Origin of the sequence: Streptomyces sp. NPDC091272, assembly GCF_044757485.1 — a bacterium.
In the GTDB taxonomy this organism is placed as follows: Bacteria; Actinomycetota; Actinomycetes; order Streptomycetales; family Streptomycetaceae; genus Streptomyces.
Genome location: NZ_JBIVVC010000014.1, coordinates 60215 through 82319 on the forward strand (window position 1 = coordinate 60215; position 22105 = coordinate 82319).

At 72.7% G+C, this 22105-nt stretch carries 19 protein-coding genes; 6 read left to right on the forward strand and 13 right to left on the reverse strand.

Annotation, left to right across the window (positions count from 1 at the left end; all coding sequences use genetic code 11):
• Positions 1-315 precede the first annotated feature (315 nt).
• The 4 genes from ACIQM4_RS30095 to rhaS all read left to right on the forward strand — a co-directional run bounded on the left by ACIQM4_RS30095 (position 316) and on the right by rhaS (position 4955).
• Positions 316-1812: a sugar ABC transporter ATP-binding protein gene (locus tag ACIQM4_RS30095; RefSeq protein ID WP_401598093.1), complete on the forward strand. Its 1497-nt coding sequence runs from the start codon at positions 316-318 to the stop codon at positions 1810-1812.
• A complete protein-coding gene (locus ACIQM4_RS30100; protein WP_401598095.1) occupies positions 1809-2846 on the forward strand; it encodes an ABC transporter permease in 1038 nt (345 codons plus the stop codon). The genes ACIQM4_RS30095 and ACIQM4_RS30100 overlap by 4 nt, the downstream gene beginning before the upstream one ends.
• 66 nt (positions 2847-2912) lie before the next feature.
• The gene (locus tag ACIQM4_RS30105; RefSeq protein ID WP_401598278.1) at positions 2913-3833 is read left to right on the forward strand and encodes an ABC transporter permease; all 921 of its coding nucleotides are present in this window, start codon (positions 2913-2915) and stop codon (positions 3831-3833) included.
• A gap of 30 nt (positions 3834-3863) precedes the next feature.
• Positions 3864-4955, forward strand: a complete 1092-nt coding sequence (gene rhaS, locus ACIQM4_RS30110; protein WP_401598097.1) for a rhamnose ABC transporter substrate-binding protein — start codon at positions 3864-3866, stop codon at positions 4953-4955.
• 88 nt (positions 4956-5043) lie between these two features.
• Here rhaS and ACIQM4_RS30115 read toward each other — a convergent pair whose 3' ends face one another.
• From ACIQM4_RS30115 to ACIQM4_RS30155, 9 genes are all read right to left on the reverse strand, one after another.
• The gene (locus ACIQM4_RS30115; protein WP_401598099.1) at positions 5044-6102 is read right to left on the reverse strand and encodes a vWA domain-containing protein; all 1059 of its coding nucleotides are present in this window, start codon (positions 6100-6102) and stop codon (positions 5044-5046) included.
• 106 nt (positions 6103-6208) lie between these two features.
• Positions 6209-7615 (reverse strand): NADase-type glycan-binding domain-containing protein, encoded by a 1407-nt coding sequence (locus tag ACIQM4_RS30120; protein ID WP_401598101.1) that lies wholly within the window; start codon positions 7613-7615, stop codon positions 6209-6211.
• On the reverse strand, positions 7612-8169 hold the full coding sequence (locus tag ACIQM4_RS30125; RefSeq protein WP_401598103.1) for a phage tail protein: 558 nt from the start codon (positions 8167-8169) through the stop codon (positions 7612-7614). The genes ACIQM4_RS30120 and ACIQM4_RS30125 overlap by 4 nt, the downstream gene beginning before the upstream one ends.
• The gene (locus tag ACIQM4_RS30130) at positions 8166-10124 is read right to left on the reverse strand and encodes a putative baseplate assembly protein (RefSeq protein ID WP_401598105.1); all 1959 of its coding nucleotides are present in this window, start codon (positions 10122-10124) and stop codon (positions 8166-8168) included. The genes ACIQM4_RS30125 and ACIQM4_RS30130 overlap by 4 nt, the downstream gene beginning before the upstream one ends.
• Positions 10124-10567 carry a GPW/gp25 family protein gene (locus tag ACIQM4_RS30135; RefSeq protein ID WP_401598107.1) on the reverse strand — a complete coding sequence of 148 codons (444 nt, stop codon included), beginning with the start codon at positions 10565-10567 and terminating at the stop codon, positions 10124-10126. The genes ACIQM4_RS30130 and ACIQM4_RS30135 overlap by 1 nt, the downstream gene beginning before the upstream one ends.
• A gap of 111 nt (positions 10568-10678) precedes the next feature.
• Entirely contained in the window at positions 10679-12580 is a 1902-nt protein-coding gene (locus ACIQM4_RS30140; RefSeq protein ID WP_401598109.1) for a VgrG-related protein, read from the reverse strand.
• On the reverse strand, positions 12580-13305 hold the full coding sequence (locus ACIQM4_RS30145) for a tail protein X (RefSeq protein WP_401598111.1): 726 nt from the start codon (positions 13303-13305) through the stop codon (positions 12580-12582). The genes ACIQM4_RS30140 and ACIQM4_RS30145 overlap by 1 nt, the downstream gene beginning before the upstream one ends.
• A gap of 136 nt (positions 13306-13441) precedes the next feature.
• A complete protein-coding gene (locus ACIQM4_RS30150; protein ID WP_401598113.1) occupies positions 13442-13867 on the reverse strand; it encodes a phage tail protein in 426 nt (141 codons plus the stop codon).
• Positions 13868-13974: 107 nt separating this feature from the next.
• Entirely contained in the window at positions 13975-14274 is a 300-nt protein-coding gene (locus ACIQM4_RS30155; protein ID WP_401598115.1) for a hypothetical protein, read from the reverse strand.
• Between the two features lie 2887 nt (positions 14275-17161).
• On the opposite strand from ACIQM4_RS30155, the gene ACIQM4_RS30160 reads away from it, so the two are divergent.
• Complete coding sequence (locus ACIQM4_RS30160) at positions 17162-17461, forward strand: hypothetical protein (RefSeq protein ID WP_401598117.1); 300 nt, start codon at positions 17162-17164, stop codon at positions 17459-17461.
• Positions 17462-17502: 41 nt separating this feature from the next.
• On the opposite strand, the gene ACIQM4_RS30165 is transcribed toward ACIQM4_RS30160, so the two are convergent.
• From ACIQM4_RS30165 to ACIQM4_RS30180, 4 genes are all read right to left on the reverse strand, one after another.
• Positions 17503-17658: a DUF6760 family protein gene (locus tag ACIQM4_RS30165; protein ID WP_401598118.1), complete on the reverse strand. Its 156-nt coding sequence runs from the start codon at positions 17656-17658 to the stop codon at positions 17503-17505.
• Entirely contained in the window at positions 17655-18164 is a 510-nt protein-coding gene (locus tag ACIQM4_RS30170) for a hypothetical protein (RefSeq protein WP_401598120.1), read from the reverse strand. The genes ACIQM4_RS30165 and ACIQM4_RS30170 overlap by 4 nt, the downstream gene beginning before the upstream one ends.
• Complete coding sequence (locus ACIQM4_RS30175; RefSeq protein WP_362421830.1) at positions 18164-18607, reverse strand: phage tail protein; 444 nt, start codon at positions 18605-18607, stop codon at positions 18164-18166. The genes ACIQM4_RS30170 and ACIQM4_RS30175 overlap by 1 nt, the downstream gene beginning before the upstream one ends.
• Positions 18608-18760: 153 nt before the next feature.
• Entirely contained in the window at positions 18761-20362 is a 1602-nt protein-coding gene (locus ACIQM4_RS30180) for a phage tail sheath subtilisin-like domain-containing protein (RefSeq protein ID WP_401598122.1), read from the reverse strand.
• A gap of 333 nt (positions 20363-20695) precedes the next feature.
• On the opposite strand from ACIQM4_RS30180, the gene ACIQM4_RS30185 reads away from it, so the two are divergent.
• A complete protein-coding gene (locus tag ACIQM4_RS30185) occupies positions 20696-22099 on the forward strand; it encodes a hydrolase (protein ID WP_401598124.1) in 1404 nt (467 codons plus the stop codon).
• Positions 22100-22105: the final 6 nt, after the last annotated feature.

A 22105-nucleotide genomic window follows, 5' to 3' on the forward strand; every position in this document is an offset into this window, starting at 1 on the left:
CGAGGAAACTAGGGTGGGGGAACTGCCGTGTCAAGGGTTCGGACGGGCCTGCGCACGCTTCGTGGACTTCCACGTCTGTGCCATCGGATTTCCACGTCCCCACCATTGACGCCGCCCTGGGTGCGGGGCTAGCTTCCGTGCCATCTCTTTGAAACCTTTCATACAGCGGCTGCGCCAACGGCCGGCCCCGGGACCTCCTGCCGCTCCACCTTCCGGCCGGCCCCGCAACTCCCCTTTCTCGGACGGCCGTTCACCTTCCTTCGGTCGGCGCTCCCCCTTCCCAGCCGGCCCTTCAGACCCGATCGGTGCCATCCCATGAAAGAGCCTCCCGTCCTGGCCGTGCAGGGTCTCACCAAGTCCTTCGGGGCCGTGCGCGCCCTGCACGGTGTGTCCCTGCGACTCCACGCAGGGGAAGTACACGCTCTCGCCGGTGAGAACGGCGCGGGCAAGTCCACCCTCATCAAGATCCTCGCCGGTGTCCACCGCCCGGACGCCGGGTCCGTCCTGCTCGACGGTGATCCCGTCGTCCTGCACGGCCCCAAGGACGCCCGGGACGCCGGGATCGCGGTCATCTACCAGGAGCCCACCCTCTTCCCCGACCTCTCCGTCGCCGAGAACATCTTCATGGGGCGCCAGCCCCGGCGCAGCCTCGGCCGGATCGACCACCGGGCCGTCAACTCCGCAGCGGCCACGCTGTTCGCACGCCTCGGTGTCGACCTCGACCCCGACCGGCCCGCGCGCGGGCTCTCCATCGCGGACCAGCAGATCGTCGAGATCGCCAAGGCGCTCTCCTTCGACGCCCGGGTACTGATCATGGACGAGCCGACGGCCGCGCTCACCGGCAGCGAGGTCGCCCGCCTCTTCGCGGTGGTGCGCACGCTGCGCGAGCAGGGCGCCGCGATCCTCTTCATCTCGCACCGGCTTGAGGAGGTCTTCGCACTCTGCCGGCGGGTCACGACGTTGCGCGACGGCGCTCTGATAGCCGACGAACCCGTCGCGGGCCTCACCGAGGACGACCTGGTGCGCCGCATGGTCGGCCGCGATCTCGACGAGCTCTACCCGAAGCAGCACACCGAGGTGGGCGAGGTCGCGCTGCGCGTGCACAGGCTGACCCGCGAAGGCGTCTTCACCGACATCTCCTTCGAGGTGCGGCGCGGTGAGATCGTGGGCCTGGCCGGGCTCGTCGGGGCCGGCCGCAGCGAGGTCGCCCGCGCCGTCTTCGGCGTCGACCGCCGGGACGCGGGGACCGTCGAGGTCGAGGGCCGCGCCCTCGTCAGCGGTGCGCCGAGCGCCGCGATGGCCGCCGGGCTGGCCCTGGTACCGGAGGACCGACGGGCCCAGGGCCTGGTGATGGGCATGTCCATCGAGCGCAACATCGGCCTCACCGGGCTGCGTTCGACGGTACGGGCGGGGCTCGTGGACCGGCGCGCGGAACGCAGCCGGTCCCTCGACTGGGCGCTGAAGCTCCAGGTCAAGTACGCGCGGATGGCTGACGCCGTCGCCACCCTGTCCGGCGGCAACCAGCAGAAGGTGGTACTCGCCAAGTGGCTGGCCACCGGGCCGCGGGTGCTGATCGTCGACGAGCCGACCCGCGGCATCGACGTCGGCACCAAGGCCGAGGTGCACCGGCTGCTCTCCGCGCTCGCAGCCGAGGGCGTGGCGGTGCTGATGATCTCGTCCGACCTGCCCGAGATCCTCGGCATGGCCGACCGCGTGCTGGTGATGCACGAGGGGCGGCTCACCGCCGAGATCCCGCGTGCGCGGGCCACGGAGGAGTCCGTGATGGCCGCGGCGACCGGGAGGGCCGCATGACCACGACCGGGAGCGCCACGACCGCGACCGGTCCGGCACCGCGGGGCGGCGCCAGACTCGTCGACCGGGTCTTCAAGGTGCGTGAACTCGCGATCCTGCTGGTGTTCCTGGTGATGATCGGCGTCACCCAGGCCGGCAACAGCGAGTTCCTCTCCGAGCAGGGCATCAGGGACCTGCTCCTGAACGCCACCATCCTCGTCCTGGTCGCCACCGGGCAGGCACTCGTCGTCGTCACGAGGAACGTCGACCTGTCGGTCGGCTCGACCCTCGGCGTCTGCGCCTTCGCCGCCGGCAACCACCTCCAGGGCGGCGGCAGCCCGGCCGTCGCGCTCGTACTCGCGGTGCTGCTGGGCGTCGGTTGCGGGCTGCTCAACGGGGCGCTCGTCAGCCTCGGCCAGGTGCCCGCGCTCGTGGTGACCCTCGGCACGCTGTACGTCATCCGGGGCATCGACTCGATCTGGGTCGGCCCCCGTCAGATCACCGCATCCGACCTGCCGGGCGGCTTCGTGGACTTCGGCTCCGGCGGGATCTCGGCCGTACCGTATCTCGCCCTGATCGCCCTCGCGGTGCTGGTCGTCGTCGCCTACTACCTGCGCCACTTCGGCGGCGGGCGCGAGCTGTACGCGCTCGGCTCCCACCCGGAGGCCGCGCGACTGGCCGGCATTCCGGTACGCAGGCGGATCCTGGCCGCCTACACCGCGTGCGGAGCGCTCGCGGGGCTGGCGGGCGCCCTGTACCTCGCCCGGTTCGGCAACGTCGACTCGGCCACGGGCACCGGCTACGAACTCACCGTGGTCAGCGCCGTCGTGGTCGGCGGCGTCGCCTTCACCGGCGGCTCCGGCAGCGTCTACGGGGCCGCGCTCGGCGCCCTGCTGCTGACCTCGGTCAACAGCGTGCTGCCCGCGCTGGGGGTCAGCTCCGTCTGGGTGCTCGCCATCAACGGCGTGCTGCTCGTCCTCGCCATCGCCGTCGACCGCGTCGTCGCCCTGCGCGTCGCCAGGGCCCTGAAGAAGAGGAACGCCCGCCATGGCTGACTCCCCCTCACCCGTGCCGTCCGCTGGGACACCGTGGTGGGCGCCCTTCTGGTGGTCCTCCTGCTGATGTCGTTCGGGTTCGTCGACGGCTTCGGGAACGCGCTCAACCTGTTGTTCCTGCTCGGCAACACGCTGCCCATCGCGCTGATCGCGCTCCCCATGACCATGCTGGTGATCTCCGGTGAGATCGACCTGTCGGTGGCCTCCACGGCCGGGCTCTCCGGGGCCGTGATGGGCGCCCTGTGGAACGCCGGGATGGCCATCGAGACGATCATCCCGCTGTGCCTGGTGCTCGGCCTGGTCTGCGGCCTGGTGAACGGTCTGCTGGTGACCAGGCTCGGGCTGCCCTCCCTCGCCGTCACCATCGGCACGATGGCCGCCTACCGGGGAATCGCGCAGATCGTCCTCGGCTCGGACGCGGTCACCGACTTCCCTCCGCAGTACCTGGACCTCGCGTCGCAGCCGATCGGCGACACCTTCGTCCCGTACGCATTCCTGCCGTTCCTGGTGCTGCTCGGGATCGCGGTCGTCGTGCTGCACGCCACGCCCTTCGGCCGCTCGCTCTTCGCGATCGGCGCCAACGAGGAGGCGGCCCGCTTCGCGGGGGTCCGCGTCAGGCGGCACCGGCTGTGGCTGTTCGTCTGTACGGGGCTGATGGCCGCGCTCACCGGTGTGTTCTGGGCGCTGCACTACGCGAGCGCCCGCTACGACAACGCCATGGGCCTGGAGCTGTCGGTCGTCGCGGCCGTCCTGCTCGGCGGCATCGACTTCGACGGCGGCAAGGGCACGCTCGGCGGCGCGGTCGCCGGGGTGTTCCTGCTCGGCGCCCTGCAGAACGCGATGAGTCTGCTCGACGTCTCCGCGCAGTCGCAGATCGTCGTCACCGGTGTCCTGCTGATCGTCTCCGTGCTCGGACCGCGGACCGCGCGGCAGCTCGCCACCGCGCGGGCCGGCCGGGCCGCCGCCGCTTCCTCCCCCTCCCGCTGACCTCACGCACCCGCCCGAAAGGGGCCCACCGTGTTCTCTCCCTTCCCTCCGTCCCTGCGCCGTGCCGGTGCGACGCTGGCCGCCGTCAGCTGCCTCGCCCTCGCCGCCACCGCCTGCGGCGGCACCACCAAGGACTCGGCGAAGAACGACGACTCCGCCAAGTCCTCGGCGGCCAAGGCCGATCCGGGCGCGGCCACCAAGAAGGGCCTGACCGTCGCCTTCCTGCCCAAGCAGGTCAACAACCCGTACTTCACGACCGCCGACAAGGGCGGTGAGAAGGCCGTGCAGTCGCTGGGCTCCACGTACAAGGAGACCGGTCCCAACAGCGCGACCGACACCAGCGGCCAGGTCTCCTACGTCAACACGCTCACCCAGCAGCAGGTCGACGCGATGGCCGTGTCCGCGCAGGACCCCGGCGCCCTCTGCACGGCGCTGAAGCAGGCCATGAAGAACGGCATCAAGGTCGTCACCTACGACTCAGACACCAAGACCGACTGCCGGCACGCCTTCGTCTCGCAGTCCGGCGCCGAGGCCCTGGGCCGTACCCAGGTGAAGCTGCTCGGTGAACAGCTCGGTTACAAGGGCGACATAGCGATCCTGTCCGCCGCGCAGACCGCGACGAACCAGAACACCTGGATCGACTTCATGAAGGACGAGCTGAAGCTGCCGAAGTACCGGAACATGAAGCTGGTGAAGATCGCTTACGGCAACGACGACGCCCAGCAGTCCTTCCAGCAGACCCAGGGGCTCCTCCAGGAACACCCCTCGCTGGCCGGGATCGTCTCGCCGACGACCGTCGGCATCAAGGCAGCGGCGCAGTACCTGTCCGGCTCCAAGTACAAGGGGAAGGTCGCGCTCACCGGCCTCGGCACCCCCAACGACATGCGCAAGTACGTCAAGAACGGCACCGTCGAGGCGTTCGAGCTGTGGGACCCGGCGAAGCTCGGCGAACTGGCCGCGCACACCGCGGTCGCGCTGTCGTCTGGGCAGATCACCGGCAAGGAGGGCGAGGTCTTCACCGCCGGCGGGATGGGCCGGTTCACCGTCGGCAAGGACGGGGTGATCGACCTCGGCAGGCCGACCGTCTTCGACAGCAAGAACATCGACAGCTTCAACTTCTGAGCGCGGGCACGGCGACCCCGGGCACGGCGGCCCCGGTCAGGCGACCCTGGGCACGGCGACCCCGGCCAGGCGACTCCGGGCAAGCGGCTCAGAGCAGGATGAGCAACCGGGTGTTCGGCTTGAGCTTGCGGTTCACCGACTTGCTCTGCACATAGACCTCCAGCTTGGGGTTGTTGCCGGCCTTCACCGAGACGGTCCCCTGGATGCCCGTACCGAACAGCAGGCTGCGGGCCGCGTCGCCCGTGTAGGCGCGGTCGGTGTCCTTCTCGACCACGATGACCTCCTTGTTCGCCTGGACCTGGGCGCGGGCGCCCAACTGGTAGTAGCAAGAGCCCCGTTCGTAACTGACCCCCGGGTGCGAGTCGACGAAGGGGCGGATCTCGATCTCCTTGTCGACCTTCAGGAGCCGGTACCTGTCGGCGGGGACCGGTTCGAGGTTCGCCCGCACGTCGTCGACCGAGAGGTCCTGGCCGACGGCGAAGAGGTTCTTCGTGCCGCGCACACCCTGCTCGCGGGCGCGCAGGAAGTTGGTGGCGGCGGCGCGCACGGTGCCGATGGCCTCCTCCACGCCCGCCTGGGACTCGGCGTCCCAGACTGCGATGTTCCCCGCGGGGAAGCCGTAGTTCTGCGCGGTGCGCTTGGCCAGCGAGTTCGGCACGAGGATCGCGGAGGTCCAGTGGCCGGGCAGGGAGCCCATCGTCCCCGCGATCCTGTCCAGCCACGGGCCGAGGATGCTCATGTCGCCGTCGTGCCGTCTGTCGCCGCCCGAGGCGTTCTCCTCGCCGTCCGTCACCACGATCTGCAGGAAGCTGTGCTCGCCGTACTCCTCCCATATGTGACCCAGGTCGTCCAGGGACTTCAGCGAGGCCTCGATGAGGGCCGTGGCGCCGTTGTTGACCCGGTAGAGGCCCCGCATCGACGGCAGGTGCTTCACGTCCATGTCCCAGACCAGGTTCTCCACCTGGTGGTCGAAGGAGTAGAGGCTGATCCGGGTCTCGTGGCCGAGGCTGTCCGACTCGGCCGCGAGACCCGCCACGAACTCGTCGACCACCCTGATGAGCTGACTCTGGTGCGGACGCATGGAACCCGAGCAGTCCACTACCAGCGCGACGTGGTTCACCTTGTGCTGGATCCTGCTGGCGAACATGGCTGTGCTCCTTCTCCGAGGCTTCCCGAGTGATGAACTCACACTATGGGGAGGCACTGACAACGGGCCTTGACTGCCCGTCACCCCCTCGCGGGCGGCGCCGGGCTCAGGCGTTCTCACCCCGCGAGGGGCCGAAGAACTCGATCTCGGCGAGCGCCACCTGCTTGCTCGCGGAGGCGCCGTAGGCGGACTCCACGGTGAAGCGGACCTTGGTGACTTCCGCGACGCGGAAGGCGCGCCGCTGCCCGCCAGGACCCTGGTCCAGGATGAGCGTGCGGGTCGTGGTCCTGCCGTCCTTGGTGGTGACGGTGGCCTTCAGCCGGTGCGGCAGGGCGGACTCGCCGAGCCGGTTCGCGTTCTTGGAGACGCCGGGGGTGAGGATCAGGTCGAGCAGCCTGGTCGGCTCGTCGAAACGGGCCTCGATCCACTCGCCCTCGCCCGTCTGCGAGACGCCCGGCCCCCACCAGGTGTTGCTCAACTTGTCGAAGAGGAGCGCCGGTTGGTGTCCCTTGAAGGAACGCGACGCGGTGAACTCGTCCGGCGACACCGGGGCCCGCTTGGCGAAGTGGTCCTTGGTGGCCTGCACGGCGGCCGGCGCCTTCATGCCCAGGAAGATCAGCAGGGCGAGCACGACGGCGGCGCCGACCCAGCGCAGCACGCTGTCGAAGGTGCGCCGCAGCCGGGGGCGGTCACCCGCCCACGGGGTCTCCCCGCCGCGGGAGCCCAGGAGGCGGCGCCACCACGGCAGGCGCCCGCGGAACTGCTCCTCACGGCGGGTCATGGGCATCGCGCAACGGGCGCAGAAGTGCCGGTCGGGGCGGTTGGGGGTGGCGCACCACGGGCACGCGAGGCCGCCCGCGGCGCCCTCCTCGTGGCCGGGGGTACGCACCTGGGGCCGGTCGGCGTCGGGCCGGCCGGGCAACACGGGTGCGACCGACGGGAACTCGGCGGCGCGCGGCTCCGGGTCGGCCACCGGCACGAGCAGGGAGCGGGCCCGGCGGTCCTCGGGCCGCTCACCTCCCGCGCCCGCGCCCGCGCCGGACGCGGGACCGTGCTCGGGGGAGACGGCGTACGGGTCCGGGTCGGTGGCGGGGGGCCGGTGCTGTCCCGGAACGCCGGCGTCCGTGCCCGTGACCGTGCGGGCCGTCGGGGCGGTGCGTTCCTCCTCCCACCTGCTGTCGTGCGGGGCGGCGGTCGCGGGGGCGGCCGTACGGACCGACCGTGGCGATGTGAGCGTCCCGTCCGTACGGGACCCCTCCCGCACCACGTCCGTACGCGCACCATCCGTACGCGACCTGTCCGCACGGGCACTGTCCGCACGGGCACTGTCCGCACGGGCACTGTCGGTACGGGCACTGTCGGTACGGGCACTTTCCGTACGCGACCTGTCCGTGCGTCCGGAGGCGCCCGGCTCCGCGCGGCCGGCCCAGCTCAGTACGGCGCCGCAGGCGTCGCAGAACGACTGGTCCGGCTCTGCCCTCGTACCGCAATCGGCGCAGTTCTGGGTGGTCATCGTTCCGAGGTCCTTTCGGCGGCGGTCACCTTGACCGTGTACGGCATGTGGGCGGGGCGGGCGGCCGCCACGAGGGCGCTCAGACGGTGTTCGTCCGCGGGGCCCGGGTCGTCGAGGCGCACGGTGACGTGCAGATACGGTCGGGCTTCGCCGGGGAACGGGCCGAGCGGCCTGGCGCTCCACGCCGCTCCGCCGCTCTCGGTGATCTCCGGCTCGACCCCGAAGGCCAGGCGCACCGTCTCGGCCAGGCCGTGCCGGGTGCCCCTGACGCGGTGCAGGTAGGCGGCGGCGGCCACGGCGGCGCGCAGCCTCGCCTCAGGTTCGGTGCCGTCGGTCTCGGCGCCGACCCAGTCGGCCAGCCAGCGGGTGAAGTCCACGGGGGCCAGCGCCGGGTCGAAGTAGGCGGGCAGGCAGTCGAGAACGTTCAGGATGGGCGCGACGACCTCGTCGAGACCGGCCACGAAGCGCTGCGCGAGGTCGTCGTCGGCGAACACGGCGGGCAGCATGGCGCCGAGCGGGGCGGACGAGCCGAGCCCGTCGACCGATCCCCTCACGAGGTCCCCCCGAGCACGCGGACGCGGTGGTCGAAGGAGAAGACCAGGGACGGTGCCTGGAGGTCGATCCGGTCGGTCGCCTCACCGCGCTTGCCGGTCAGGGGGTCGGCGGGGTGGAGGGTGACCTCGTCGACCAGTTCCACGCCAGGGACGCGCTGCAGCACGGCGAACACCTCGCCGGACTGCACGGGCCGCCCGAACGGCCAGCCGGTCCCGTCGACGCCGCCGGTCAGCGGGTCCAGGTGCCGGTAGAGCGCGTCGTGCGCCTGGCGCCGCACGCGGTCGGTGTCCACGCTCCTGAAGGCGTGCACGGTGGCCACGACGGTGACGCCCTGGTAGTAGGGCGGCCCGACCGCGAGCCGGGTGCCGATCAGCCGCCGCTCGTCGAGGTGGTGGGTGATCCGCTGCAACAGGGCGTCGCCGGGCACGAGTTGTTCGAAGCGCAGCCGGCCGCCCGGGTCCGGCACCGCCTGCGGTACGACCAGGACCCGGACCGCGTACGAGCCGTGCTCGTTCTCGCGGCCCTCCAGGCAGGTGATCCGCGCGGTCTCGGGGGCGGCGCGGCGGGCCAGTTCCTCGTAGTCGCGCAAGGTCACGGCGCGCTCCTGGGCGCGCAGCGTGATGGGCGCCCTGACCTTGGCCTCCTCGACCGTCTCCCCCTCGACGCCACCGCGGGCGGCCACGCGGTTGACCACCTCCGAGACGTAAGGCACGGAGGTGCGCAGCACCTGGACGGCGCCGCGGGCCACGTTGCCCGCCCGGCCGCCGCCGATGCGGTAGCGGCGGGCGCGCAGCACCGCTCCCTTCGCGGGTACGGCGCCGTACTGCCGCAGGGTGCCGTCGGGTTCGCGGACGGAGGGGCCGAAGGCGACCTCGCCCGTCGTGGCGTCCAGCGTGACGTGCCGGTCCTGCGGCCTTGAGGCGGCGAAGTGCGGGACGACCGCCCAGTCCTCCCAGCCCTCGCGCCCCGCGCTCTGCAGCAGCAGCGGCGGGTTGTCGCCCACCACGGGTGCGTGGGCGAGCCGCAGCCGTTGGCCCGGCAGTCCCGTCGACTCGCCGAGCGCCTCGTCGAGGACGGTCTCGGCGTGCACCGCGGGGGTGGTGCCGCCGATGGTGCAGGCGTCCGCGGAGCGCACCGTCGGACTGGTCGTGTAGAAGGGCTGGTTGGCCAGCGGCTCGGTGACCCGGCAGCGCAGCCAGCCGGCCTCCTGGCCGCCGGAGCGGGAGAGCACATGGCCGCCGGGAACGTGCAGCACGACGTCACCGGGGCGGTTGAGCCCGCCGGTGCCGTCCCGGTCGATCTCGCACTCCTGCCAGCCGTCCTCCGTCCACGCCTCCCACACCAGGGGCGGCTGGCGCGGGTCGACGCCGACGCCGTCCACCCGGCTGTCCAGTTCAACGGCCACCGCGCAGTGCGGCGCCGCCGCGGTCAGCCCGAACAGCAGGCAGTCACCGGGGCGCGGGGCCTCGGCGAAGCAGAACACGTCCTTCTGCTCGGCGAGGTCGGTGGTCCTGTCGGTGACCGGTTCGCCGTGCAGCTGGACCACCAGGTGCCGCAACGAGGTGGGCGGCAGCGGGAGTTCGTGCTCGGTGGCGAAGACGACCGCCTCCTCGCTCTCGGTGCGCAGGGTGGCCACCTCGGTTCCGGCGGGCAGCAGCACCGTCTCGTCCTGGGGTGCGGAGAGCCAGAACGTGACGTCGGTGCGGGCGGCGGTGGGCGGGAAGAGGGTGATGCCCACGAGGTCGAGGAAGGCCAGGTGGTTCTTGTCGGGCACCCGGTTGAGCCGGTAGACGACCTGGTCGGCCATGTGGGCGACGGTCTCCACCAGGGTGACGCCGGGGTCGGAGACGTTGTGGTCGGTCCACTCGGGTGCGCGCTGCTGGATGTAGCGCTTGGCGTCGTCCACGAACTGCTGGAACCGGCGGTCGTCGAGGTTCGGTGCGGGCAGGGCCATCAGTGATCGCTTTCGTGGGGGGTGCCTGGCCCGCCGGCCGGGCCTGGCTCCTCGTGGGAGGGGATGACGTAGAAGGGGAAAACGAGGCTGCGCGGGTTGTTGGTGCCGCGGATCGAGTAGCGGACGTCGATGAAGAGCACGCTCTGCTCGGTGCCCGCGCTGACCTCGACCTCGTGCACCTCGATGCGCGGCTCCCAGCGGTCGAGGCTGGCGTACACCTCGTGCTGGATGCGGCCCGCCGTCGCCTCGTTGACCGGGGCGAAGACCATGTCGTGGATGGCGCAGCCGAACTCCGGGCGCATCGGCCGCTCGCCCGGCGCGGTGGCCAGGACCAGCCTGATGGCCTCCTCGACCTCCCGCTCCCCGCTGACCAGCGCGATGCCCCCGGTGGGCCCGATGCGCAGGGGGAACGCCCAGCCCGAGCCGACGAACTGTTCAGCCATCTCCGGTGCACCTGCTTTCGTCTTCGCCCGCCGTCGCGGGGCCTTCGTCCTCGCCCGCCGTCGCGGGGCTCCCGTCCCGTGTCGACGGGCCGTCGTCAGCCTGACGGGACGTCACGGGATCGGGTACGGCTTGTTGTTGACCAGGACGACGCCTTGCAGCAGCAGGCTGGCGGCCCGGATGCCGACGTTCGCCGTCGCGTTGACCTGCACGGTGCCGCCGGAGCTGAGCGTGGCCGCGCCCGCCGCCTTGAGGCTGAGCGCGCCCACGGCGTCCACGTTCACCGCGCCGCCGAGCGATCTGAGATTGACCATGCCGCGCCCCTGGATGCTCAGCGGGCCGCCGCTCTTGATGGTCAGTCTCCGGCCGGCGCTCAGGGTGAGGTCCGTGCCCGCCTCCACCGACACCGACCTGCTGCCGGTGATGCTGACCGACCCCTTGCTGTCCACGGTGATCTCGGTCTGCGCGCGGTCCAGGTTGATGACGAGCTTGTCGTCACCGCTGCTGAGCCGCACGCCCTGCTTGCCGCCGGTGCGCTGGCTGAGCAGGTCCATGCGGTTGCCGGTCCGGTCGGAGAGGGTGTGCCGGGAGGCCCGCTGGCGTGCCCCGTCGTGCAGCGGCACGTCCTTCACCGGGGTCGGCTTGTCCTTGCCGTTGTAGAGGCCGCCGATGACGTACGGGTGGTCGAGCGCGCCCCGGTCGAAACCGGCCAGCACCTCGTCGCCGACGTCCAGCGGGAAGACGGAGCCGCCGCGCTTGCCGCCGGCCTGCGCCACCCGGGTCCAGTCGCTGACGTACGCGTCGTCGAGCCACGGGAAGCGGAGCTTGACCCGTCCCTGGCGCAGCGGGTCCGACACATCGGTGACCAGCGCGTTCACCAGGCCGGGCAGCCGCAGCCCCTGCTGGCCGCCGCCGCCCGACGTCAGGCCGTACAGCGAGCGCCACTGCCTGCCGCTGACGGTCACCATTGCCTCGTAGTGCTTGCCGTCGCCGAAGACGTGCCGTACCGAGGTGGCGGTGTACTTGCCCTCGAAGGGCGCGCCGACGTCGGCGAGGGTGACGGGCAGTCCCGGCCTGAGCTTCGGCGTGCCGCGGGCCACCACCTCCAGTTCGGCGAAGGAGGAGGTGATGTCGCCGGCGAGCGCCTCGGCGGCGTACTTCACCTCGGACTGGCGGTCGTACGGTGTCTGCGCCTCGACCAGCTTGGCCGGTTTGAAGCGGCCCGCCGCCTTGCCCGGTGTGGTGCCGATGCTGATGCCGGGGTCGGTGGTGGCCTTGGCGGTCGCGGTGAGTTCCTTCTTGGCCGTGACGTCCCAGCCGCGTGCCTGGACCGTGCCGACCTGTTCGGCGGCGGCCACCGAGGCCCGCAGCCGCAGGATGTCGGTGCCCGCCTCCAGGACGAACGGGCTCTTGTCACCCGGCGTGCTGACGGCCGGCGCACCGGAGGCCGGGTCGGGACGTACGAACTGGAACTTGCCCTTGGCGTCGACCGACATCACCATCTCGTTCTCGTCCGCGAGGCGGGCGAGGAAGTCCCAGTCGCTGACGTTGGCCTGGCTGATGAACTCGTACACCGTCTTCGTCGACTGGATGCGGCCGACGGGCACGCCGGCGAGCGCGGCGAGCTTGCGGGCGATGTCGGAGGCGGACTGGTTGCGGTACGCGGCGACCCGGCGCTGGCGCAGCAGTCGGTGGCCGTGGTCGTAGCCGCGGACGACGGTGAAGGAGCCCGTGCCGTCGTAGTCGGCCTCCAGCCCGCACACCTCGCCGGTCAGCAGCGGGTCGGAGGCGCCCTTGCCGTCGGCGACCGGGGCGATCACCACCGGGGTGCCGAAGTCGACGCCGAGCTTGCCGAGCAGGATCCGGTACGGGTCGCGGAAGGTGAGCCGGAACGCGGCGGGCACCCCGATGCCCTGGTCGACCCAGCCGTCCACCAGCAGCGGGGCGAGGTCCCGCGGCAGCGGCCGGCCGCCCAGGGTGACCTGGATGACACTGGAGTAGGCGGTCTGCGTCATCAGAAACGCACCTCCTCGGCGGCGGGCAGCACCAGTTGGGTGCCGTTCGGCAGGGCCGTGGGGTCGTCGATGGCGTTGGCCTCGGCGATCGCCCGCCAGGCGGCGGTGTCGCCGTACTCCCGCCAGGCCAGCGACTGGAGGGAGTCCCCCGCCACCACCCGGTGCACGCGCCGGGCGGTCAGCGCGCCCGAGGTCGGGTTCTGTCCCTTGGTACGGCTGGGAATCTCGTGCAGCTTCAGCTGGCAGGTGGCGCGGATGGGCACGCCCGTCGTGCCGAACAGCGAGTACGTCGCGTCGACACTGCTGACGTACGCCGTGAAGCGGGCGGTGGAGAACGAGCCCCACTGGAAGACCACCCAGGGCGGTGAGGGCTGCTTGGCGGCGATGCTCTTGGCGGTCACCTGGCAGCACTCCAGAAGTGAATCGACCTTCCGCAGCACGGAGTTGCTGCTCGGCCGGTCGGAGGAGTCGAGGAAGATCTCCACTCCCATCTCGCGCGGCTCGGGCCCCATGAACTCCGGTATCGGGCTGTCGCGCACCGCGGGCGCGGGCGTCATCTTCCAGTGCGCCCGGCGGCCGATCGACAGCTGGGCGGGGTTGAAGTCGAAGTCGAAGGTCCTGATGAGCCCGCCGGGCGTGGTGCTGGTGCCTACGGGCGGCTCGTGAATGGCGAGGGTGGCCCGCACCAGGCTCTTCCCCGCGCCGCCGCCGCTTGACTTGGCCATGCCTGTCTCCGCTTCCCCTTGGTCCCTTGTGCCGCTGTGGCCCTGTGCTGCTACGTCCGTGGGCCCGTGGTGGCCCTGTGCTGCCGCGCTCCTGGGCCCGTGCCGGCCCGGTGGCCCGCGTGTCCCCCGGGGGCGGTCAGTCGGTGAAGCCGTGGTGGGTGATCTCCAGGACCTCCGTCGCCACCGAGGGACTCGCGGGGTCGAGGGAGGGCCCCTGCCAGCTGACCGGAAGCACGTCGATCAGCCCCCAGCGGGCCACTTCCGACCCGTCCGCGCGCAGCGCCGCGATCTGGGCGGTGGGGCGGGTGACCCCGGTGGTCACCGACGAGATCCACTTGGCGACCTTCGTGGTGTCCGGGGTGAGCGGCCGGGTGAGCCGGATCGTGGAGAAGGTGACGCGCGAGGGCAGCTGCCAGACGAAGCCGTTGTTGCCGCCCTCCTGGCGCTGCTCGACCTCCACGGTGGACGACAGTCCCTCGCACCCGTTGAAGAACCCGAGGCTCTCGCCGTCGATGGTGAGGGTGAAGAAGATGGTGGAGCCCGGGTCGAGATCGCGGGACATCGCAGGGCCTTTCTGGAGCTGGGGAACGGGTGGTACGGGGCGCCTGCGGCGCGAACGGCCCGGCCGGGCGGTACGGGAGCACGGCGTGCGGGCCCGGGGTGGCGTGTTCACATCCGGGGATCGCGCAGTCTGCCGATCCGTTCGCGGTCGAGCCGCAGTTCGGTGCGCAGCAGCCTGGTGATCCTGCCGGTCAGCCGGTGGGTCAGCTCGTCCAGCTGGAAGTCGGTCAGCGTCCGCGGGTCGAAGCCACCCTCCGCCACGGCGCTGTAGGCCGGCGGCCGGCCCCCGGACTCGTGCGTGGGCGGCGCCGCACCCGGTGTGTACGGGGGAGGCGGAGGCGTACCCCCTGCGGCGGACCGCTCGGCGGGCGGCGGCTCCTTGGCCAGTGCCTCGGGTGCACGCTGCACGACGGGCGAGGCAGGGGCCGGCGAGGCAGGTGCCGACGGAATGGGTGCCGACGGGGTGGGAGCAACGGGCGGCGGCGCGGACACCGGCGCCCTGCCGCCGACGCCGGGAGGCGGAACGGTGGGCAGCCCGGCGGCGGCCTGCGGAACCGCTCGAACCGCGCCCGCGGCCGGTGCGGAAACCGGGCGAGGTCGCGCGAGGGGCAGAGCGGCCCCGCCGGGCGCGGCACGCCGCAGGGGCACCGGCACGGTACCGGCACGCCGTTGCACGGACGGCACGTGCGCGGGCTGCAGGGAGGACGGGTGCGGCACGTGCGCGGGCCGCACGGAGGACAAGTGCGGTACGGGCTGCTGGAACGCTCCCGGCTCGGGGGTGCGGGGAGTCACGGGGCCCGAAGCGAGGGGGCGGACCGGCTCGGCGTGGGCCGGCGGGGCGCTGGTACGCGGTGCCGGGGCGTGCGGGACGGGGGTGGGAACGGTCCTCACGGGCACACCGGAAGCGGCGCTGCGCTGGATCGAGGGCATGGCCGGGGCAGCCGCTGCGGACGGGGGTGGGCCGGCGGGCGCCGTCGGTACGGCGGAGGACGCGGTGATGGGCGCGGTCACGGCGATGGGGCGAGTGGCGTGGGGAGTCGACGGGGGCACGGCCGTGGGCGTGGCGAGGGGTGCGGGCGGCTGGGCGGTGGGCGTGAGGGGTGTGCCGACGGAGGGCGTGACGTGCGCGCCGACGGGCGGCGTCAACGCCGGGCCGGCGGTGGGCACGAGTGGCGCTCCGACGGAGGGTGCAAGGGGCGCTCCGGCGGTGGGCGCGAGCGGTGGTCCTGGTGTGGAAGCGCGTGGCGGTTGTGCTGTGGCGCTGAGCGGGGTCGCGTGTACGGGACGGGCGGGCAGAGGTGCGCCGAGCTGGGGGCGCGGGGCGACGGCCGGAAGCCGAACCCCCGCAGAGCCGCTCGGCGCGGCGCTTGCAGTCCCGGGACCGAGCCCCCTGGTCTGTACCGTCGTCGCGTCGCGAGGCGTCGACTTCTGCGGGGACGCCGGGGTGCTGGGTACCGCGGTGCTGGGTGCCGGCGCGGCCGGGAGGGCGTGGGCGGGCTCGGGCGGCCGGTGGCCGGATGCCACAGGACCCGCGGGGGCCTGCCCGGCGTGCGACTGCCGGCCGGTTACGGGACTCGCGGCGGTCGGGGCAGGGGGGTTGGCGGCGGCGGGGCCGGGCGCCGTGGGGCGTGGGGCAGGCATCGGAGCTGTGGGATTCGGCGCTGTGGGGTTCGGGGCCGTTGGATTCGGCGCCGTGGGATTCGGCGCCGTGGGATTCGGCGCCGTGGGCATCGCAGACCGTTGCACGGTAGGCGTGAGCGCGGGGCCGAGACCTCGGGCGGGGGTTCCGGCCGCCGTGGCCGGTGGGACTGCGGGGGTCCCGGAAGCAGGGGGTACGGCGGGACGCCCCGCGGCGGACGGCTGCGCGGGCGCGTGGCCGGGGGGAAGCGGGGCCCCGAGCCCCGCACGTGCGGCCGGACGGGCCGGGGTCCTACGCGTCGCAGGGGCGACCGGCCCGGTAGCGCGCGCGGGGCCGTCGGGCGTCGGGAGGGTGGCGGGCGCGACCGCGCGTTGCACGGAGGGCGAGGCCTGCCGCGTAGAACTCTGTCCGGCGGGAGGGACGGAGGGCGTACGGACCGCGTCCGCTTCCCCTGGCAGACCGGCGGCTGCGTCCGGTGCCGGACCAACTCGTCGTCGTACGGCCGGGGAAGGGGCCGAGGCGGTCGTTTGCGCGGAAGGCGCGGGCGCCGGGGGTACGGGTCGGCCTGCCGCCGGTTCGGCCGCGGGCCCGCTGGACGGCCCGGGATGACCGGGGTTCGGCACGTTGCCACCGACGGGCTCCGCTCCCTGCGGACCAGGGCGCACGACAGGGGACCCGGGCGCCTGTCGCGATGCCGTGCCGGACTCGGGCACGGGTCGCGGCGCAGAAGCAGGCGCACGCGCAGGCGTACGGCCGGCCGGAACCGGCGCGGCGGAAGTGGAGGCGGCCGTGTCGGTTGGGACCGCACGGTGGACGGTCGTCGGGGGCTCATTGGACGCCGCCACCTCACGCGCAGGCAGGCGCGGCGTTGCGGCCGGGGGCACGGACGCCCGCTGCACGACGGCCGGCTGCGCACCGGCGCCCTGGTCCGACCGTACGGTCTGCGAAGTTTGCACGGACGGTACGGACCGCTCACCGCGCGCGGCCGGAGGCCCTTCGGCCTGCGCGGACGGCGCGGTCGGGGCGGACAACGGCGCGGCCGGCGAAACCCGGGGCGGCACGGACGTCGGCTGCACGGGTGCGGACCGCACCGACGCCGGTCGTACGGGCACCGGCTGCACGGCCGTCGGCCGGTCCCCCACTCCCCTGGGACCGTTCCCGCCAGGTTCCGCCGTCCCGTCGTCCGCCCCGCCGTCACGGCGCGCCTCGGCGGAGGCGGCGGGCCGTACGGGTGCGGACGCCGGCTGCGCCGCAGCGCTCGACGGCTGCGTGTCCGGCCGGTCGGCGGCCCGCGACGGCAGCCTGGCGGGCAGCGAACGACGCTGGACCGGGGCGGAGGCAGACGTGGTGAACGAGCCAGGTGTCCTCCCGGCCTGCCGCGCCGAGACGGGCGGCGCCGCGACGCTCGGAGCGGCCGCCGTCCGCGCCCCCCGGACCGGGTTGGGACCAATGGCCGGGCTCGGGACGGTGACCGGGCTCGGGACGGTGACCGGGGACACGTGCGCAGGACTCGTACGGGCAGGTGCCTGCCCGTGCGCCCGACCGTTCCCGCGTCCGGGCGCGGGAGGCTGCGGTGCCGTGCGCGGCACGGCGGCAGGAGCGCCCGTCCGGGTCCCTTGCGCGGGAGGTGAACTTGGTTGTGGGGAAGGCGGGTTGATGAGCATGGCGCCCGCGCCGCCGTCGAGGACAGTGAGCCGGGCGGCGCCGGAGGAGGACGGGTTCTGCCAGGTCGCGAGCCGGTCGGGGAAGCCCGTGTCGGCGACACCGGTGGCGCCCGTCGACACCGCGCGCCGGAGCGGCGGCAGGGCCGTCCAGGCCGCCGGACGTGCCCCGGCGCCGACGGCCGGCGCAGCGTCCGCCGCGGGCAGCGCGTGGGCCGACGCGTCCGGTGCGGGCAGCGGGGAGGCCGACGCCTCCGTCGGCGCGTCCGAGGAGGTCGCCGAGGCCTGCGCCTGACTCTGCGGAAGCCGCCTCAAGCGGTCCAGGAAACCCATGGTTCAGCCTCCTGAGCCACGCGCCACCAGGGACGCGATCTGGTCGACGAAGCGACGGCGGTCCTGGTGTTCCAGGTCCAGGATGTCCTCCAGGCCCCAGTGGAAGTGGAAGGCGACGTACGCGACCTCCTCGTGCAGCCGGTCGGTCGCGTACGTCACGATTCCCCCAGGCGGCTCCCGCCGAGGTCGATCTCGAAGGGCTCCGCGCAGTGCGGGCACTCCACCGCGGCACGGGTGTGGCCCTCGGCGTTGACCTGGCGGTAGAAGTCCTGGAGGAACGCCAGGTCGGAGGCGAACATGTTCTCGACGATCCCGTCGTGCACCATCGCCAGCGTGCCCAGCCGGGTGATGACCCGGCCGAGCAGCACGACGGAGAGGTACGCGGGGTTCTCCTGGACCCGGACGTCCCGCAGCGGGACCAGTTCGTCCCGGGCGGTGGCCAGACGCATCACGCCGTCGCGGTGCAGGGTGCCCGCGTCGTCCACGTACCCGCGGGGCAGCTCGAAGGGGAACTCGGTCTGCAGACGCCGCGGCGGGGCGGAGGACACGGGGACGCCCGCGGGCTGCGCCGCGGGGGCCTGCGCCGCTCCCCCGTCCGCCGCCGTCTGTGCCGGGCCGGGCTGCGGGGCGGCTGCGCCCGCCGCCCGGACAGCCGTGCGCCGCATTATTCGATGACCAGTTCTTCGAACGTGATGGTGACGGTCTCGGTCAGCGCCGCCGCCTCGCCCGCCTTCACGGAGCTGGTGTCGATCTTGCTGCACCAGGCGTTGCGCATGTTGTACCGCTTGACCGGGTTGTTCTGGTAATCCATCACCATGATCGTGGCGTTCTTGCGGGCGCTGCCCATCTCGCCCCGTACGGACTGGTTGATCCACTCGTTGAACGCCTTGGACTGCGTCATGCCACGGACCACCGTGCAGTTGCCCGCCTTCTGGACGCCCGGCATCTTCTTGACGACGGGCACGCCCTGGGCGGAGACCTGCTGGTACTCGATGACGTCCTGTTCCAGGCTGAGTCCGCTGACCTCGGCCAGGTACTCGACCATGACGCCGTCGATCTGGAGGCCGAAGTTGTGTGATGTGAGGGCGTCGCCCGGCTGGAGACTCATGTGCTGGTCCTTCGCGCTGATGTGCTGAGGAGGGGAGGGTGGCGGCGGTACGGGAGGGGCCCGGGGGCCGCCCCGGGCAGGCCGTTGCCGTCACGGAGAGGCCCGGGGGCCGCCGCCGTGACGGCGGCGGCCGGGAGGGGGAGAGGGGAGAAGTTACTCCTCCAGCTCTCCGCTGCCGCTGGAGAACTGGGCCAGCCGGAAGACCACGAACTCGGCCGGCTTCACCGGTGCGATGCCGATCTCGCAGACCACCCGGCCCACGTCGACCGACTCGGGCGGGTTGGTCTCCTCGTCGCACTTCACGTAGTAGGCGTCCTCCGGCTTCGCGCCGAACAGGGCGCCGCCGCGCCATTCGTTGACGAGGAAGGCGGAGATGTTGCGCCGGATCCTGGCCCACAGCTGGTGGTCGTTGGGCTCGAACACCACCCACTGGGTGCCGATCAGGATCGACTCCTCCAGGTAGTTGAAGTACCGGCGGATGTTGAGGTAACGCCAGGCCGGGTCCGAGGAGAGGGTACGGGCTCCCCAGACGCGGATGCCGCGGCCGGGAAACGCACGGATGCAGTTGACCCCGATCGGGTTGAGCAGGTCCTGCTCGCCGCGGGTGATCTGGAGTTCGAGGTCGACGGCGCCGCGCACGACCTCGTTGGCGGGGGCCTTGTGCACCCCTCGCTCGGAGTCGTTGCGCGCCCAGACGCCCGCGACGTGACCGCTCGGCGGGACGAGGCGCGTCTGGCCGCTCGCGGGGTCGAAGGACTTGATCCACGGGTAGTACAGGGCGGCGAACTTGGAGTCGTAACCGGCCGTCTCCTGTCGCCACACGCGGATCTGCTGGGCGTTCAGGGAGGGCGGCGGGTCGATGATCGCCACCCGGTCGCCCATCAGCTCGCAGTGCGCGATGAGGCCGAGCTGGACCGCCTTCACGGCCTCCAGGTCGATGCTGCCCCGCTGGTAGGCGGCCATCAGGTCGGGAACCGCGACCATGGACACCTCGTCGACGGCCTCCAGACCGCCGAAGCCGGTGCGGTCGGCGCTGTCACCGAGGTACTGCGCGGGGCCCGCCGTGGTCGTCGCGGACGCCGTCCGTGCCGGTGCGGGCGCTGCGACGGGCGCCGGAGGCGGCGCGGGCAGCGCCACCGACTGGTTCTCGGGGCGCGCCAGCTGACCGGCCGGGGCGGCCTCGGTCACGGTGATGAGCTTGGAGTTCTCCTTGACCTGCGTGACGACGTAGGAGCGGTTGCCCTTCTTCGCACTCACGTCGAAGGACTCGACCGGCTTCTCGCCGTCCTTGACGACCAGCTTGAAGCGCTCGGCCGGGCCCTCGCCCTCGGGGTCGGAGACCTCGACGCTCAGGTTGCCGCTCTGTCCGGCGCCGGTGGCCGCGACCACGAAGGTGCCCAGCTGGCGGGGCTCGGCCGCGGGCAGCGCCGCGGGAGCCGCCGGGGGCTGTGCCTCGGTCCGGGGCGCGCTCTCACCGGCCGCTCCCTCGGTGGAGCCGCCGACGCGCACGACGTAGGCGGCCGAACCGCCGTTGTTGAAGAAGCCGTAGACGGAGTGCGCGAGGTAGTACCCGTCGGTGAACTCCCCGAAGGCCGCCGTGTACTGCGTCCAGTTGGTGACCAGCGTCGGCTGGTTCAGCGGTCCGGTCGGCGCGAGGCCGACGAAGGCCGCCACCGAGGTGCCGACCCCCTCGATCGGGCGCGAGCCGCTGGCCACCTCCTCGACGTATACACCGGGCGACAGGTACGACGGCATGCTCTGCTCTCCTCGGGGTAACCAATGGTCGACTGTGATCTTCACGCGCGGGACGCACGGGTCGAAACGTCCGCAGGTGCCTGACCGGGGGCACCCCGGTTGCCCGGAAGGGCGCGTTCGGGTACGGCCGGGGTGCTCCCGGTACGGACCCGGCGGGACCCGCTCCCTGCCCGCCGGACCCGCCCCCACGGCTCCCCGGCCCGCCGCGTCCACCGCCGGGCCCGCGCCGTACCGCCCGCCTGCCTGTTCCGCTGCGCGGAAGCGCCCGATCGCGCACCGGATCGTGCCCGTCAGCCTCCTGACGCCCGCTCAGTCGGCGCCTAGCCTGCCCGGGTGAGCCTCTGGACCTCCCTCGAACCCCCATCCGCGACCGTCGACCCCGGCAGTAGCACGCGTGTGCGCCTGCGGGTGCGCAACACCGGTGACGTCGTCGACGAGTACCGCTTCGAACCCGTCGGGGACCTCGCGCCCTGGACCGTGGTGGAGCCGCCCACGCTGCGGCTCTATCCGGGCACGACGGGGACCGTCGAGCTGACGTTCTCGCCGCCGCGCACCCCGGACGCGACGGCCGGGCCCAATCCGTACGCGGTACGGATCACCCCGACCGAGCACCCGGACGCGGTGACGGTCCCCGAGGGCAACCTGACCATCCTTCCGTTCAGCGAGATGCGGACCGAGCTGGTGCCGCCCACCGTCAGGGGGCGGCTGCGCGGCCGTCCCCGCCTGGCGGTGGACAACCTCGGCAACACCAAGCTCACCGCCTCCGTGAGCGGCAGCGACAACGGCGACCACCTCTCGTACGAGATCCGCCCGAGCAGCACGCAGATCGAGCCGGGGCGCGCGGTGTTCCTCGACATGACGCTGCGGCCGAAGCAGACCATCTGGTTCGGCTCCAAGGAGCAACGGCCGTACTCGCTCGCGGTACAGCGGTCCGGGGTGGCGCCGGAGACCGTGGAGGGGACCTTCGTGCAGCGCGGCTTCCTGCCGCGCTGGCTGGCCACCTTCCTCGGGGTCGCCTTCGCCCTCGCGATCACCTTCCTCATGCTGTGGATCGCCTACAAGCCGTCCCTGGTGACGGCCGCCACCGAGCAGACCGCGCCGGCCGGGGCCCCGCTGGCGCCCAGCCCCTCGGCGCCGGCCGTGCCCAAGCCGTCGGCCCCGGTGGCGCCGCCCCCGGTCGCCGAGGAGAAGCCGAAGCCGGAGGGCGGCGGGCAGGAGACCAAGAAGCCGGACGCCCCCAAGCCGCCGCCGGTGGAAACCGCGGCGACGGCGATCCGCCGGCTCGTCCAGGACGACCCCGGTGGGCGGCACATCTGCTACCGCGCCCGCATCTCCGGCGGCAAGTGGCAGAAGCCGGTGTGCGACGGCGCCCTCTCCGGCACCACGAACCAGGGCAAGAAGATCACCGGCTTCAACATCGCGGTGACCGGTGTGGAGGCCACGTCCGCCAACGCCTACCTGCACGACCCCGCTCCTGACGCGAAGGGGCCCCGGTGGATGAAGGACTGGACGCGCCTCCACGACGAGGAGGACATCTACATCGGCTCGAAGGAGAAGAACCCGCCGTACTTCGTCGGGCTGGCGCTCAACGTGGGCAGCGGCAAGGTCTGCCACGTCGCCCACTTCCGCAACAACACGTGGGGCGACCGCATCTGCTCCGACCCGCGCCCCCAGTACCTCTTCATCGGGACCAACGACAACAACGTCTGGATCGACGCGGTCAAGCTGAGCGTCTGACCGGGC